This is a genomic window from Geobacillus proteiniphilus (assembly GCF_001908025.1).
GTDB classification, from domain to species: domain Bacteria; phylum Bacillota; class Bacilli; order Bacillales; family Anoxybacillaceae; genus Geobacillus; species Geobacillus proteiniphilus.
Window position 1 is genome coordinate 38,904 of the sequence record NZ_MQMG01000020.1, and the last position, 15,276, is coordinate 54,179.

General features: G+C 52.4%; 12 protein-coding genes and 4 tRNA genes. 3 read left to right on the forward strand and 13 right to left on the reverse strand.

The features are described 5' to 3' along the window. The first annotated feature begins 34 nt into the window (after positions 1 to 34). Positions 35 to 217 carry a small acid-soluble spore protein H gene (locus tag BRO54_RS08650; protein ID WP_044743730.1) on the forward strand — a complete coding sequence of 61 codons (183 nt, stop codon included), beginning with the start codon at positions 35 to 37 and terminating at the stop codon, positions 215 to 217. A gap of 81 nt (positions 218 to 298) precedes the next feature. On the opposite strand, the gene BRO54_RS08655 is transcribed toward BRO54_RS08650, so the two are convergent. From BRO54_RS08655 to BRO54_RS08675, 5 genes are all read right to left on the reverse strand, one after another. Next, positions 299 to 1,081 (reverse strand): YhfC family intramembrane metalloprotease, encoded by a 783-nt coding sequence (locus tag BRO54_RS08655; protein ID WP_074043689.1) that lies wholly within the window; start codon positions 1,079 to 1,081, stop codon positions 299 to 301. A gap of 22 nt (positions 1,082 to 1,103) precedes the next feature. Further along, a complete protein-coding gene (locus tag BRO54_RS08660) occupies positions 1,104 to 1,751 on the reverse strand; it encodes an SdpI family protein (RefSeq protein WP_074043690.1) in 648 nt (215 codons plus the stop codon). After that, entirely contained in the window at positions 1,738 to 2,022 is a 285-nt protein-coding gene (locus BRO54_RS08665) for an autorepressor SdpR family transcription factor (protein ID WP_013524078.1), read from the reverse strand. Before BRO54_RS08665 ends, BRO54_RS08660 begins: the two co-directional genes overlap by 14 nt. Before the next feature lie 417 nt (positions 2,023 to 2,439). Next, on the reverse strand, positions 2,440 to 2,688 hold the full coding sequence (locus BRO54_RS19150; protein ID WP_420809667.1) for a carboxyl transferase domain-containing protein: 249 nt from the start codon (positions 2,686 to 2,688) through the stop codon (positions 2,440 to 2,442). A 69-nt stretch (positions 2,689 to 2,757) separates the two neighbouring features. Beyond that, positions 2,758 to 4,425, reverse strand: coding sequence for a class I adenylate-forming enzyme family protein (locus tag BRO54_RS08675; RefSeq protein ID WP_420809666.1), 1,668 nt, complete (start codon positions 4,423 to 4,425; stop codon positions 2,758 to 2,760). 317 nt (positions 4,426 to 4,742) lie between these two features. Here BRO54_RS08675 and hpaB point away from each other — a divergent pair, with 317 nt between their 5' ends. Next, positions 4,743 to 6,188 (forward strand): 4-hydroxyphenylacetate 3-monooxygenase, oxygenase component, encoded by a 1,446-nt coding sequence (hpaB, locus tag BRO54_RS08680; RefSeq protein ID WP_074043692.1) that lies wholly within the window; start codon positions 4,743 to 4,745, stop codon positions 6,186 to 6,188. 56 nt (positions 6,189 to 6,244) lie between these two features. Here hpaB and BRO54_RS08685 read toward each other — a convergent pair whose 3' ends face one another. Next, positions 6,245 to 7,681, reverse strand: coding sequence for a sodium/proline symporter (locus BRO54_RS08685; RefSeq protein ID WP_074043700.1), 1,437 nt, complete (start codon positions 7,679 to 7,681; stop codon positions 6,245 to 6,247). Positions 7,682 to 7,967: 286 nt separating this feature from the next. On the opposite strand from BRO54_RS08685, the gene BRO54_RS08690 reads away from it, so the two are divergent. Further along, entirely contained in the window at positions 7,968 to 9,209 is a 1,242-nt protein-coding gene (locus tag BRO54_RS08690; protein ID WP_074043693.1) for an aminopeptidase, read from the forward strand. Between the two features lie 103 nt (positions 9,210 to 9,312). Here the strand turns inward: BRO54_RS08690 and BRO54_RS08695 are convergent, their stop codons facing one another. The 7 genes from BRO54_RS08695 to BRO54_RS08730 form a co-directional block, all read right to left on the reverse strand. Further along, positions 9,313 to 12,126, reverse strand: a complete 2,814-nt coding sequence (locus BRO54_RS08695) for a tetratricopeptide repeat protein (protein WP_074043694.1) — start codon at positions 12,124 to 12,126, stop codon at positions 9,313 to 9,315. Between the two features lie 636 nt (positions 12,127 to 12,762). Then, a complete protein-coding gene (locus BRO54_RS08700; RefSeq protein WP_074043695.1) occupies positions 12,763 to 13,401 on the reverse strand; it encodes a LysE family translocator in 639 nt (212 codons plus the stop codon). Between the two features lie 53 nt (positions 13,402 to 13,454). Further along, complete coding sequence (locus BRO54_RS20995; RefSeq protein WP_074043696.1) at positions 13,455 to 13,559, reverse strand: YqcI/YcgG family protein; 105 nt, start codon at positions 13,557 to 13,559, stop codon at positions 13,455 to 13,457. Positions 13,560 to 14,286: 727 nt separating this feature from the next. After that, positions 14,287 to 14,363, reverse strand: a tRNA-Arg gene (locus tag BRO54_RS08715). A gap of 214 nt (positions 14,364 to 14,577) precedes the next feature. After that, positions 14,578 to 14,648 (reverse strand) — tRNA-Gly (locus BRO54_RS08720). Positions 14,649 to 14,748: 100 nt separating this feature from the next. Next, positions 14,749 to 14,822: transfer RNA gene (locus BRO54_RS08725), tRNA-Arg, on the reverse strand. A 10-nt stretch (positions 14,823 to 14,832) separates the two neighbouring features. Beyond that, a tRNA-Gly gene (locus BRO54_RS08730) sits at positions 14,833 to 14,904 on the reverse strand. Positions 14,905 to 15,276 lie beyond the last annotated feature (372 nt).

Genomic DNA, 15,276 nt, shown 5'->3' on the forward strand with positions numbered 1-15,276 from the left:
TATCCATGTTACCTGCAAAAAGGAGGTGTTGGAAATGGATGTCCGTCGGGCGCAAGAAATCGCGTCGTCGCCGGTGATGGCAAACGTCACGTACAACGGCCAGCGCATTTACATTGAGCATGTTGACCAACAAAAAGGCGTAGCAACGATTCACCCGCTTGACAACCCGAATCAAAAGCAAAGCGTGCCGGTCGCAAGCTTAGAAGAGCATGCTTGACCGCAAAAAAGCGAGAGAAAGGACGCGTCCTTTCTCCCGCTTTTGGATTTATTTGCACATGGTCAAGTCGTTTTACACGAATCATCGTTTCTCTCCTCCCTGTTCGAATGCCGGTTTCATGCGGCGAATGAACGAAACAGCGGCGACCGCCCAAATGAGCAGCACCGCTTCGACCGCCCAAACGTTCGTGACCACTTTCGCTTGGTAAAGCGCCGGCATCACGTCCATCGCCGCATGGATCAAAATGGCGTACAGGACATAGCGGAATTGCCTCTCCCGCACCCCAAACAAAATGAGGAGCGACAGCGCCACGTGCACTGTAAGCGCAAACAGCCGTTCCAAGCCGCCTAACACGTACATCGCAAACGGCGTGTGCAACACTTGCTCCTTGATCAGCTCCGCCTGTCCTGCCGGAAGCGATGGGGCGATCGTTTTGTCGAATGATCCGGATTGAATCAGGCTCGCAAGCACGATGACGTTGACCGCGCCAACCACCCCGAGCAATACCGCTTCCGTCCCGCCGTGCCCAAGCCCGAATGATAAACCATCGCCATATCCGCGATGTTGCTTTAGCAGCCAACGGAACCCGACATAGCGGCCAATTTCTTCAAACACGCCAGCGGCAAGCGCCGCGTACAGGACAAAGAGCCAAACGCTGTCTGTTCCTTTTAACGCCGGCCGGCCCGGTTCGAGCACAGCGATGTGCAGCGCTTTTTCCAATACTTGTGAGAAAACGAGAAACACAACAGCCCCGACGCCGAGCGCTTTCCATGAAAGCCATCCTTTTTTTCTTCCGTACCATACGAGACCGACTGGAACAAACAGTGAAATGGCGAGTTGCACCGCCGCACCGATCATTCCCACGTCCTCTCCCCCTCTCGCTTATTTATGAACGTTTGCGCTGTTCTTGCTGTTCATAGAGAAATGATTGAACAATGATATATAAGTTGCCAAAAATGATGATGACGATCAACAAGACAAACTGCATCTCCCCGCGCCAAAATGCGGTCAACATCGACAACATTCCCATTGCGATAAACACTTTGCCGCCAAGGCGGTGCGTTTTGTTCCAAACGGCCTCGCTTTCCAACGTCCACGGTGTGCGGATGCCGATAAAATAATTAGGTTTGATTTTTGGCATGTAGTTTCCAAGCACAATCAACAGCGCCCCAACACCAATCGGCACAAGCAGCCCAACATCGACTGGAAAGCCGAGATTGTACGCCAACGTTACAATATGCAGGAGCAAGAAAAAGCAGGCAAGCGCCGCGTTGACAATACGATAGCTTTTTTGAAAGCGGCTGTAGTTGGCTTTTTTCGGATCAAACTTCGGCAATGCGCTCATGAAAATAAGGAGACCTGTCATCAATAGAGGCGGCAAAAACGCGCCAACCCATTTGTTGCTGAAGCCATCAGCTTCACCCGCTGCGTTCCAGTGAATCGCCACTTGATCCGGCAAATAAGGAATGGCAGCCAGACTGATGACATAAGCGAAAACTGTAAGCACGATCGCAAGCCTATTACTCTTCACCATGTTTCTCCCCCTTTTCGACAAAATCGTAAAACCAGCGGAGCAAATCTTGGAAAACCGTCGTGTTGAGCGAGTAATAGATATGCTGGCCTTCCCGACGGTCCTGCACCAAATCAGCCTGTTTTAAAATTTTTAAGTGGTGCGATACGCTCGGTTTTTGCATATCGAAATGCGAGGCGATTTCCCCTGCCGTCAAATCCCCTGTTCGCAACAAGGATAAAATTTTCCGGCGCGTCGGGTCGGCGATCGCTTTAAACGCTTCGTTGAATGACAAGGGCGATCCCACCTTGCGAACGAGTTTTGGATACACCTTCAAGAGTTGGATTGGCCGCTAGGGAGTATCTTTCGTTTGGCGTTGTTTCCTATGCGGCACATGCAAACAGTTTTTCATGCTTGTATATAGTTAGATATTTAGAAAACTATCTAAACATAGAGTAAAACATTCGATATTTAGACATCTTTCTAATTAAAGAATATTCCATTTCCATTGGATTGTCAATGTATTTTCCGACTTTTAACATCCCACATGCGGTGGCCGATCGCTACCCCTCGATGAAAGAGAGGCGAACAGCCAAGCGCAGCCCCCTCCACCACTGGTAGAAGGGGGCTTCTCACTGGCTTCTATTAAAACCCCGTCGGCCAAGCGGCGAGCAAGCGCTCGCTTTTTTCGCGCTTGGATGTAAGCAAATATTCAAGTGTCTGGCAAAGGAATTTTCTCGTCTCCGCCGGATGGATGACATCGTCGATCAAATGCTTTTCGCATATCATAGACGCGGCTACGTTTGTCCGGCAAAATTGAAAACACTTCCTCAACCATCCGGTATGGGTCATCGTCCGTCTTCCGCATCGGCGGCCGCTCGTTCGCGTTTTGCGGCATGTATGAAAAAAACCTTTTTAGTTGCTCGATGCATTCTGCCTCTGTCTCGCCATCGGCGTCAATCTGTCCGGTACCATGATCCCCCTTTTTTCGGAAAAGGCGGGGCGGCCCGCGCCAAACCCCGCCGCTATGTTATTCTCTTGGAAGCAGCTTTCGCAATACTTTGCCTGACGGCGTCGCCGGCAATTCATCAATGAACTCGATATAACGCGGATACTTGAACGCCGCCATATGCGTTTTCGCCCATTCGATCAAGTCAGACGGCGCGACCCTTCCTTTGTACGAATCGTGAAGAACAACAAACGCTTTCGGCACTTCCCCTTTCATCGGGTCAGGCACGCCGATGACTGCACATTGCTTGACGGCCGGATGTTCGTTCAACAGTGCCTCGACGTCTTCCGGAAAGACGCTGTAGCCGGACACTTTGATCATTTCTTTCAACCGCCCTTGGAAATACAAATAGCCGTCTTCATCGACATACCCGATATCGCCAGTGTACACCCACCCATCTTTCAGCGTCTCGTTCGTCGCGTCATCGCGGCGGAAGTAGCCTTTAAAAACCCCCGGATTTTTGACGACAATTTCCCCCGACTGTCCGGGCCCAAGCTCCCGTTTCGTTTCCGGATCGATGATGCGAATGTCCGTCTCATACGTCGGGATGCCGCACGAGCCAAATTTCACACGGTCATCCGGCATAAACGTGTCACACGTATGCGTCTCGCTCAGCCCGTAGGCGGCTTCGTACAACAGGCAGCCGCCGGTCGTTTCCGCCCACCGCTCGGCAAGGTCTTTCGTCACCGGCAGACCGAAGCTCGTCGCCAAGTTGCGTTTTAAACTTGACAAGTCGGCAGAGGTGGTTGACAGCACTTGCAAAATGGCCGCATTCATCGGCGCGATGCTGTACCATGCCGTGACTTTGTACGTTTCGATGGCTTTGATCGTCGCCATCGGGTCAAAGCGGGTAAACAGCACGCATGGATGTCCCGTGTACACCGGCGTATTCAGTCCCATCACCATCCCGGCGATATGGCAAAGCGGGGAATGGGCCATCAACGTTTCCGGTTTTTCCGTCAGCCGGTTTGCCTGGGCGGATGCGGCCGTCTTAAATAGCGCATTGCCATAGGTGAGCATCGCTCCTTTCGGCCGACCGGTCGTACCCGATGTAAAAATGATCAACCCGACATCGTTCCATAAGTCAATGGGGGCGTCCTCATCAAGCGGCGGATAGGCGGCGATGATGGCCGCAAAATCGTCCGCGGCGCTATCCGGCTGCTTCGGTTGCACAAGCTCGGCGCAAAGCGGGATGCCCCCTGCCGGATCGGCGTAATCGCCGCAGTGGCACGTTACGATAAACGACAGAGGCGCTGTTTGTTGTTCGGCTTGTCGAACGCGCGGCACTCCTTCCTCTCCGGCGATGATGCCGACAAGCGGCACTTCAGCGAAAAAATAGGCGAGCTCCGATTCCCGGTACATCGGGTTGAGCGGGACGACGACGCCGCCTAACTGCTGGATGGCGAAGTGGGCGATGATGTATTGCGGACAGTTTTGCATGTACAAGGCGACATAGCTCCCTTTCCTCACCCCTTTTTCCTGCAAATAGCGGGCAAAACGGCGGACGTGATCCAGCAATGTTCCCCAAGTGATCACCTTGTTGTAGAAGATGTACGCCGGCTCGTTTTCCTCGCGCTCGCCGCGATGGCGCAAATAATGATAGAGCGGCTGTTCGCCGAGCACGTAGCGGAGCTCCTTCGGCAGCCCGCTCGGCCAGTACGGGCGTGTTTGGTTCACATGTTTCACCATCCTTCGACAGAATACTGAATGGTCAGTATTTTTTGCTCAGAAAACGCTTTCGCCCAATTGTTCATGTCCTCTGCTTCATCCATATGAATATAATTTCGCTGTCATTCGTCGATTTCCTGTTTCGAACAACCAATCATTTTCTCCGACATGGCAAACGGCCGCCCTCTTCCTGCCAATCAGGCGCTCAATCGCGCCAAACAAAGCGGACGCAATCGGACGGAAGTGGCTGCCCCTTTTCATGAATGAATCCCCTCCCCTTTTTCCTAGGCGCGCATACAATAGCCATAAACGGTTTTGCAAAAAAGGGGATGGCGATCATGGCCATTATTAACGGGGCCCAATATATCGAGCGCATTGACAATCTTCGGTCAAATGTATGGATCAACGGCCAGCAGGTCGAGGGAAAGCTGTCGGAACACCCCGCCTTCGCCGGTGTCATGCGGACCCAAGCCCGCTTATACGACGCCCAGCACGATCCTCACAGGCAGCCGGTGCTCACGTTCCGCACGCCGGCGGGAGAGCTGGCCGGCGCAGCGTTTTTGCGGCCGACGACCAAAGAGGATCTCGAACACCGGCGCTTGGCGTTTCAAGAATGGGCGCGCTTGACGGCAGGAATGATGGGGCGCTCTCCTGACTATATGAACACTGCCGTTATGGCGCTCGCTTCGGCTGCTGATTTTTTCGCGCAGCAGCACCCATCGTATGGCCGACATATCGAGCAGCTATATGAGCGGGCAGTCAAAAACGACTTGTCGTTTACCCATACGTTCGTCAATCCGCAAGTGAACCGTTCCCTCGGCTACATGGAAGAAGACGGCGAGCCGATCGCTGCTAAAGTCATCCGTGAGACGGCGAACGGGCTCATCATCAAAGGGGCGCGCCTGCTCGCCACCCAAGGCGGCATGACCGACGAACTTCTCGTTTTGCCGGCCGGCGGAGCGCTTCTTGGCGATGAATACATGTACGCCTTTTCGATTCCAGGCAACACGCCGGGGCTGAAGTTCGTCTGCCGGCCGCCGTTGGCTGCAGGCACTTCGTCGTTTGACGCCCCGCTTAGCTCGCGCTTTGATGAAATCGATGCCATGGTCGTATTCGACGAAGTGCTCGTGCCATGGGACCGGGTGTTTTTCTACAAAAACGCCTGGTTTGCCAAGGAAATGGAGGAAGAAACCCATTTGGCGATTATGCTGCTTCACCAAGTGCTGGCGCGGCGCATTGTCAAAACAGAGTTTTTTCTTGGGACAGTGGAACTGCTTAGCGAGGCGATCCAAATCGGCGGATACCAGCATGTGCAGGAAAAAATCGGAGAAATCGCCGCTGCCTTGGAGGCGCTCAGGGGGATGCTCCTTGCCGCGGAACTCCATGCCAAACCAGACCGGCGCGGCACGATGGTGCCGGATCCCGCCCCGCTTTATGCCGCCGCTTTTTTGTATCCGCGCTTGTACCCGCGCTTTGCCGACATCATTCAGCTGCTTGGGGCAAGCGGGCTTGTCTGCTTGCCGACGGAAGCGGACTTTTCTTCCCTGCTCCGTCCGGATTTGGACCGGTACTTGCAAGCGGCGACGCTTCCCGCCGAACAGCGGGTGCAGCTGTTCTGCTTCGCCTGGGATCTGGCGATGAGCGCCTTCGGGACGCGGCAAACGCTGTATGAGCGGTTTTTCTTCGGCGATCCGGCTCGGTTTGCAACGACTTTCTACCACCGATACGATCGAGAGGCATGCGCGCAGATCGTACGTCAGTTTTTGGACAGCGAACAGCAATGACAGCGATGCCCCCCCTTGCCGCGCGGGGGAGGCATCCGTATCAGCCACTTGGCAGGTTACCTCGCCTGCTGCCGGTCAGGAAACAACAGGCTAAACAGCACGCCGGCGATTAAGGCAATGGCAAACGTCGTAAACCGTGAGCTAATGATGGCTTCAAGCGGCGAGGAAATCCAAATGACCGTGCTGACAAAACCGGCAACGATCGTCGCGATGGCGCCGATGCCGGAATACCGCTTCCAGAAAAAGGAGAGTAAAATCACCGGTGACAGCGTGCAGCCGATTCCCGCCCACGCCCAGCTGACAATGAAATACACAAGCGTTTCCGATGTCATCGCCAGCACCAAGCCAAGCAGCCCGGCGATGACCACCACCGCGCGGGAAAGGGCGACAAGCTGCCTTTCCGACAGGCAGAGGCGCAGCGAGCGGCGGACAATATCTTCGCTAATGGAGCTGGTGATCACAAGCAGCTGCGAATCAGCTGTTGTCACGATGGCGGCCAAAATGCCCGACAAAAGCACCCCCGCCAGCCACGGCGGCAGCAAATCCAACGCCATATGCGGCAACACCGTTTCAACATCGGCGAAAGATTGATTTTGGTAAAGCGCGAGCGCAGCAAGGCCGATCAAAAACGCTCCGCCATACGCCAGCAGCGTCCAAATGATGGCCACTGTTTTCGCCGTTTTCGCCTCGCGGGTGTCTTTTAGTGCCATGAAGCGAACGCTCAACTGTGGCTGGCCGCCAAGATAGCCGAAAAACCAGGCAAAATTGTTAAACAACAATAGCCCGAGCGCAAAACCGGCTGCCCCGCCCGTCCATGAGTCGAGGCCCGGTTTGGCCTGATGAAGCGCCGCGCTGATCGACAGCCCGCCGCTGTAAATTTCCACGAGCGCCACAATGGGCAAAATGACGAGCGTGGCCAGCATAAGCACACTTTGAATCATATCCGTCCAAACGACGCTGACAAAGCCGCCGGTATACGACAAAATGATGACAATCGCCACACTGATGACCATGCCAAGCTTCGGATCGATATGAAACACGGCAAACAACGTCTTGCCCGCACCGGCGATTTGCGCGCTAAAGTAAAACATCATAAAACTGAAAATAAGGACCGTCGAAAGCCACAAAATCGTTCGCCCGTGGGCGCCGAACCGCTTGGCTAAATAGCCCGGCAAAGTCAGCGCTCCATGTCGCTCTGCCTCTTGGCGGAAACGGTCCGCCAAAAAGAGCCAGGCGCACACAATGCCGATGACAATGCCGACGGCCACCCAAATGGCAGAAAGCCCGCTCGCAAACACAAACCCGGTGTAGCCAAGCAGCAGCCATGCCGATTCGCCTGTCGCCCGCTCGGAAAACGCGAGCGCCCAACCGGGAAGTTTTTTTCCGCCAAGCAAAAAATCGGAGTGGCTCATCTCTCTTCTTCCGTACCGATATCCAAGCGCCGCAATGACCAAACAGTAAAGGACGAGCTCCGCCAAAATGATGCCATTCATCGTTTCTCCTCCCCGTTGTATCATTCGCTTGGCCGCCATCGCTCCGTGCTCTCCTTCTCTTCCAGCCATCCCCCCTTTCGTAGAAAAAGCCGGCATTGCCATCGTGCGGAGACGACAATGCCGGCGCTGCTGTCCAATCGTTTTCCCTTCCTGCTGTCTTCTCTTTTATTATTACTTTTATGATCATGGTATGTCGTTTATTCCAGCGGCCGGGCTGTATGAAAGTTGCCAAAGGGAACAACATTGTATTAAAGTGGACTTGACACCAAAAAAAGGAGTGACCGAAGTGGATCGTTGGGAAAACGAATTAAACAAATATGCCGAGCTGGCGGTGAAGGTGGGCGTGAACATTCAGCCCGGGCAAACGCTGTTCGTCAACGCCCCGCTCGAGGCGGCGCCGCTCGTCCGCAAAATCGCCAAAACCGCGTACGAAACCGGGGCGAAGCACGTGTATGTCGAGTGGAACGACGAGGCGCTTACATACATCAAATTTCAACACGCCCCTGAGGAAGCGTTTTCCGAGTATCCGATGTGGCGGGCGAGAGCGATGGAAGAACTCGCCGAACAAGGCGCTGCCTTTTTATCCATTTACGCCCCGAATCCTGACTTGTTAAAAGACGTCGATCCAAAGCGGATCGCGACCGCCAATAAAACAGCGGCTCAAGCGCTCGCCAACTACCGAAGCGCCATTATGGCCGATCGGAACTGCTGGTCGCTCATTTCCGTCCCCACGCCGGCTTGGGCGCAAAAAGTATTTGGCGATCTGCGTGATGAAGAAGCCATCGACAAATTATGGGAAGCGATTTTCCGCATCACCCGCATCGATCATGACGATCCGATCGCTGCCTGGCGCGAACATAACGATCGGCTCGCCCGCATCGTCGATTACTTAAACAACAAGCAATACAAACAGCTCGTTTACGAAGCGCCCGGCACCAATCTCACGGTCGAGCTCGTCGACGGCCACGTCTGGCACGGCGGCGCGGCGACCAGCCAAAGCGGCGTGCGCTTCAATCCAAACATTCCGACCGAAGAAGTGTTTACGATGCCGCATAAAGACGGCGTCAACGGCACGGTGCGCAACACGAAGCCGCTCAATTACAACGGCAACGTGATCGATGGGTTTACGCTCACTTTCAAAGACGGTCAAGTCGTCGACTTCAGCGCCGAACAAGGATATGAGACGCTTAAGCATTTGCTTGACACCGATGACGGGGCGCGCCGCCTCGGGGAAGTCGCCCTCGTGCCGCACCAATCGCCGGTGTCGCTGTCCAATCTCATTTTTTACAACACGCTGTTTGACGAAAACGCCGCTTGCCATTTGGCGCTCGGCAAGGCGTATCCGACCAATATCGAAAACGGCGCGTCGTTGTCCAAAGACGAACTCGACCGTCGCGGCGTCAACGACAGCCTCGTCCACGTCGACTTTATGATCGGCTCAGCTGAGCTGAACATTGACGGCGTGACGAAAGACGGGAAGCGCGAGCCGATTTTCCACAATGGCAACTGGGCATTCGAACTGTCGTAATCGGTTTTGCCAGCTCTAAACAATAAGGCTGCGCCAAACGAGCGGCCAGACCCGACCGTTGACGCAGCCTTATTCCGTTCAAGCACGGTTCCGCACGGAACCATTAGACCGAACCGATTGGTTTGTTTTCGTCCTGCAGCAAGTGCACAGCGGCAGATGCCGCCTGCGCCAGCTGCTCGCATTGCCGCAAACGAATGCCAAAGAGCACGAGCGGGTCGCGGTACGCCTCAGGGTTTTTGCGCATATGTTTGAGCTCGCCTTCCTGGGCAGCGATCTCCAGCTCCAGCCGTTTCAACGTTTCATCGAGCGCCGTTAATGGCGAATGGAAAAATTGGGTAACGTCGCGTTCAAGCGATTTGGCAAACCATTCAAACGGCAGTAGCAACTGCTGGATGATCGCCTCCACCACCTCAGCGTAATCTTGCGTCTGGATGAACTGCTTATACTTTTGCGCCAGCATCGCCTTGTTTTGCGCAAAGGCACCGAGCAGTTTGCCCGCCCCTTTCAACAGCAGCTGGCTTGGCGTTCTCCGCAAGAAAAAGTTCACCTTGCCCACTTGCACCCCGCTGATCAACCGATCCGTATCGCGCCGCCAATCGGCGAGAATGCGAAAGTCGCATTCGAGCTTGAGCCGTTCCTCGCCGAACATGGCGTTAAACCCTTCGCCCATTTCATGCAAAAACACCTGGCATTCGTTGAATTCGTCTTCCGTCGCTGCAATCCACTGTTCCATGGCGCGGCGCAGCTTTGGCAGCGCCTCTTCATCGAGATAAGCGCGAAGCTGTTCGTTCGCTTTGTCGTTCAGTTCAAGATGCAAGCGGGAAAAATCGCTGTCTTCGCTCACAAGATCCGCCATGTTGCGCAACAGATCGGGAATCGCCGCTGACAGCTCGCCCCGCATTTCCGCCAAGACGGTGCGGAACGACTTTGCCGTTTTGGCCGTTTTCTCCTCTTGCAGGTCGCCAAGCTGATGAATGGCGCCGCTGAGTTTGGCCGCCATTTCTTTTTTCCATACGACCAGCTCCGCCAGTCGGCTTTCCGCCTCGACCCGCTGCCGGAACAAATGAGCGATGAACTGACGGATCGTCGTTAAAATCGCTTCCTCGCGGCGGACAGGGGACACGCAGCGGCGCATCTCCTCAAGCCAGCCGACGAGGGCTTGTTGCTGCTTGCGGCTTGGCGCATGCGGCGAATAGACCATGACATTGGCTTCCGGAACGATCGTACGAACGTGCGCTTCCACTTCCTCAACGATTCTCGCCGTCTCCTCTTCATCCACCATCCCGTCGCCCGGAGGAAGCAAAACGTACATCGGCGCAGACGGCGCCCGCTCGCGAAGCTGCAGCATCAACTGTTCATCGGCGCTAGAAAACGGATCCTCGCCGTTGAGAAGAAAAAGAATGCTATCAGCAAGCGAAAACGACACAAGCGCTTCATGGTCGGATGAAGCGCGCCCGCCGAGCGGGCCTATATCCAACAAGACAATCCCTTGCGGCACGAGTGAAAACGGTGCTCTGCACTCGATAACGACATCATCGGGAAACCGGCTTCCGCGGCCGCCCGTTGCCTGTTGAAATTCGTCAATGCTCGAAAAAACGGTAAACTGGTCGTCGCTGATTTTCGCGACTTCCATCTCCCCGCCGTTTCTCCACGCAAGCACCGGCGCAGACGGCGCCGCCAACGCTGCCTCGCCGACCAACGTCCGCAAAAACGCCAACCGCTCATGGCGTGACGCCCCAGCGACCAAAATGAAATGCGTCCGCGAATCGGACAGCTGCCGCACGAACCAGCGGAAGCGGAAATGCGAGCCCGCCCGCTGCTCTTCCGCCCAATCGGCAATTTCTTCAAATAGCGACACACCCGCTTCCCCAGCTTGCCGTTTCGCATGGACGAGCCGCTTAGCGGCGTCGTTGACCGTATCTTCTTCAAACGCCTCAGGAAATTTCTCACTCCACGCCAACACGGCAGCCGCGGCCACCGCTGTCTCCGGACCGTCGGCTAAACTCGCCCAGCTTTTGACAAGCGGTGGAACAACTTCCACCAACTCTTTCAATCGGTACGGCCCTTTCATCAATCCCGCATAGGCTTCCCCTAAAAGGTCGGGAATTCGCTTCCAGTCGTAGTCGCGGCCGATCGCCAACTCGTCATAGAGGCGGTTCCACTCCGCGAGCCACGAAAAATAGAGGTCTCCATCCCGATAACCGTTCCATAGCGCCTGCACAAGCCGTTCAAACTTCACGCGATCCGTTTCGTACAACAGCGCCAGGCAGCGTGAAAACCGCGCAGGCGCCATCGTTCGCGCATGTCCTTGTTCCACATAACCGGTCAAGATGTCCGCCCAGCGGCGCGCCGACGTCCGCACCGCCTCTCCTAAAGCAAGCTCGACGGCGCTTTCCCAATCACCTTGCTCCTCGAAAAAGGCGCGCGCCCATTCGGTCATGTTCGGATAATCCGGATACAACGTCACGCCGCGCTTAATCATATCATCCGCTTTCGCTTTTTCCCCCAACTCACGGTAGAGCGAAAACAGACGCAAAATGATTTCCGCATGCAACGTTTCGCTTGCCGTCTCAATCGAACGGTACAGCTCCTCGGCCAGCTCGAGCCGCCCAAGCTCATAGTAGCTGTCGGCGATGTTTTTTTGCGCCCACGGGCGCAAATCGTCGTGATGGACTTGTTCCCATTTAAAGATCGCCGCCTCATAATCGCGGCGGTGGAAATACACTTCCCCTTGGGCAAAGCGAATCGACGACAAATCAGCGCCATCCCGATGCGCCGTGAAAAAAATATCGCCAAGCGCGCTGACAACGTCGCGTTCTCCCGCCTCGATCAACGTCTCGTAAAATGTTTTATGAACAAGTTGCTGTTCAAACCCCATGTCGATCACCTGACTCGTATATTTGCCATGCATGTTCATTGTATGGCACGTTTTATGATTTTATTTCTATTCTATATATTTTAACAAACTTTCGCGGAAAGGAACGTTTCAATTTGTTTTCATTTGCAAGACAAAACACAGCTGTTCCATTAACGAAAAAATGCTTCTGCGATCGCAGTAAGCGTGCGATGCCAAAAGAGAGAAAGGTCGGCAAGCCCGGCCCAGACAAATAGAGGTTCTATTGCCTACGGAAGAAAAAAATCTCCCATCACAATTCAGCTAAACCGCGATAGGAGATTTATTTCCGTGCGATTTCGCCGTATATGTTTAATCAAAAACGAAAGTCTCCTATCACAGCGCCCTCTGATCCGGCGCTCGCAATAGGAGACTTTTTTCACGCTACTTCGTGCGTTCCTTTCGTATGTAAATGGCGTCCCCCCAGAAGGGATAACAAGCACATCACAAAATTATTGATATTTCAAGGATGAATGGACCTGCCTGAAAAACGAAATAAAAAATCCTTTCTTTCTACCCTGTCAGGGTGCGAAATGTGAGATGTAAACCAAAAGGAGGCTTTTATTTTTATGGCTTGATACATTAAATACTCTCCCTGTCAATAAAGAGATTGCTTCGGAGAGATGTACCGTATATCATAACGATTTTAGATACCGAAACTTATATCATATGTAGAAACGTTTTAAAGGCTCTATATCCAAAGCTTATACCAAATCCAATCAAAGAAATCCCTGCAGCAACAGATAACCATTTTAGCCACTTTTGACTTATCATTTTTCTTCCCAAATGTACAGAGAGTGCTACTGTAAAATCCCATAATGCGATCCCCAGAAATATCGCACTACTTTTAGCAAGTGCATGATACCTTTCAATAGAATTCAATTCCATCGCTAATACAGATCCATAGATGCTAACCCAAAAAACAATATTAAGTGGATTCGATATAGCTATAAAGAAGCCAGAAAGATATGATTTGAATAAACCTTCTTTGTTAACCTCTCCGGTTATTTCAACCTTTTTAAATGCCTCCTTTATGCTATCATAACCCAAATAACACAAAATTAAGAAACCAGAAAACCACATGATGAGCTGTACAACAGATTTTGTTAAAAAAACGGATAAGCCAAAAAAGATGGCAAACATTAGTACAATATCCGCTGACATTCCTCCCAATCCGACAACCCATGAATGAAAAAATCCGTACTTTATTCCCCGCTTCACCATTTCTATGTTAATAGGACCAATCGGAATTGATAAAGATAAGCCAAGAAGAACCGAAGCAAAAAAACTACTTAGCATATATTAATCTCTCCTTTTTTAATGGACACCTCATCACACTTTCTTCATTTGTATCAGGATAATATATACTGTTTCCATTCTCTTTTGTCAGGGTCTCCATAATCGCCTATATCTGGATGAGGAGGATTTCCTTCAATACAAATAATAACACTAATCATTTTTTATTCAATATTTGTAATTATAATACAAATATAATTAACATTCTCTTCATAATATCTTAATGTAAATTAGCACATTATTTCAGAATCCCTTTTTCAAATTATTTCAGGAGGATTCGGAAATCATGTGCAAAATTTTTACGGATTATTCTGGATTTTGCACATTCTTTCGGAACGTTTGCACGCTCTTTCAGATGAAGATTTCTACTCTCACATCATAGACGAGAAGGAACAAAAAGAATCGCGGCAGGTAGATCAAACCATGGTGGAACTCTATAATGCCTTGTGATCACGGTGCAAAATTCGTGCAAAATTTTTTCGGATCCTATCGTTTTTTTTCGGGATTCCCAAAAAATGAAAAACGACCGCAAACGCGGTCGTATCAAGGGTTTTGAGGATTTTAACCCGAACGAATCGTATGTAAGTGGCGTCCCAGGAGAGACTCGAACTCCCGACCGACGGCTTAGGGCCGATGCCCCTTCCTCTACAAGCTTACTCGAGAAGATGGATGCGTCGGGGCAACTCGTAGCGGGTTCATAGAAGTCATTGCTCGTTGCTCTATCCTGCTGAGCTACTGGGACATCATCGACAGAACACTCCAATATTCCCACTGTCGGCTCTTATAACCAAATAAAAAATTCCCCTCTCGCACATGGAATCAATCTTCTTTCCTGGCGATCGGAGAACTTCGTTCCAGCGCCTTTTGCGCGTTCTTTTCGTATGGAAATGGCGTCCCAGGAGAGACTCGAACTCCCGACCGACGGCTTAGAAGGCCGCTGCTCTATCCAACTGAGCTACTGGGACATAATCAACAGGACACCCCAATATTCCCGCTGTCCCTTCCTCTACAAGCCTACTCAAGGAAGCTTGGTGCGTCGGGACAACTCGTAGCCATTTCGAAGATGACTTTGCTCGTTGCTCTATCCAGCTGAGCTACTGGGACATGATACGGATCACACTCTAATATCCCCGCTTTAAAACGGGGATCTCTCCGATTACACAATAAAAATAAAAGGAAAGCGGGTGATGGGAATCGAACCCACGACTTCAGCTTGGGAAGCTGAGGTTTTACCATTAAACTACACCCGCATGATCAATATCATTAGGACTTGTCTTAGAAACGACTGCAATAAAAATATAATCGCTAATTGTTTTTTTGTCAATACCTTTTTTGAAGTTAGTTAATAAACGCGCTCGAGAGGATTCGAACCCCTAACCTTCTGATCCGTAGTCAGATGCTCTATCCAATTGAGCTACGAGCGCATGATGGAAAAGCGGAAGACGGGACTCGAACCCGCGACCCCCACCTTGGCAAGGTGGTGTTCTACCACTGAACTACTTCCGCATCATGAGAAAAATTCATTCCTTCAAAACTAGATAACCGTTGGAAGAAGCCGCTCGCCTGCGCTTTTCTTTGTCCAGTTCCAGCGCCTAGCTCTCTTCTGCCAAATAACCTTCCCCCTCGGGGTGCAAGCACCCCTGCGGGTGAAGAACATTTGGCTTCGAGAGCTAATCGCGGCGCTTCCACTTTTCGTACTGTCTAGTTCCAGCCGCCATCGGCTCGCGACGCTTCGGTCCTGCTGCGGCGGCGACACATTGCTTACGCTCCTGTGATACCACCCACGCAGAACCAAGCTTTGCTTGGTTCGAGCCTCCTCGCAGGCCCTCCAGCGCACCTCGCCGATAAGCGGGCGGCCTCCACTTTTCTTGCTAGGTT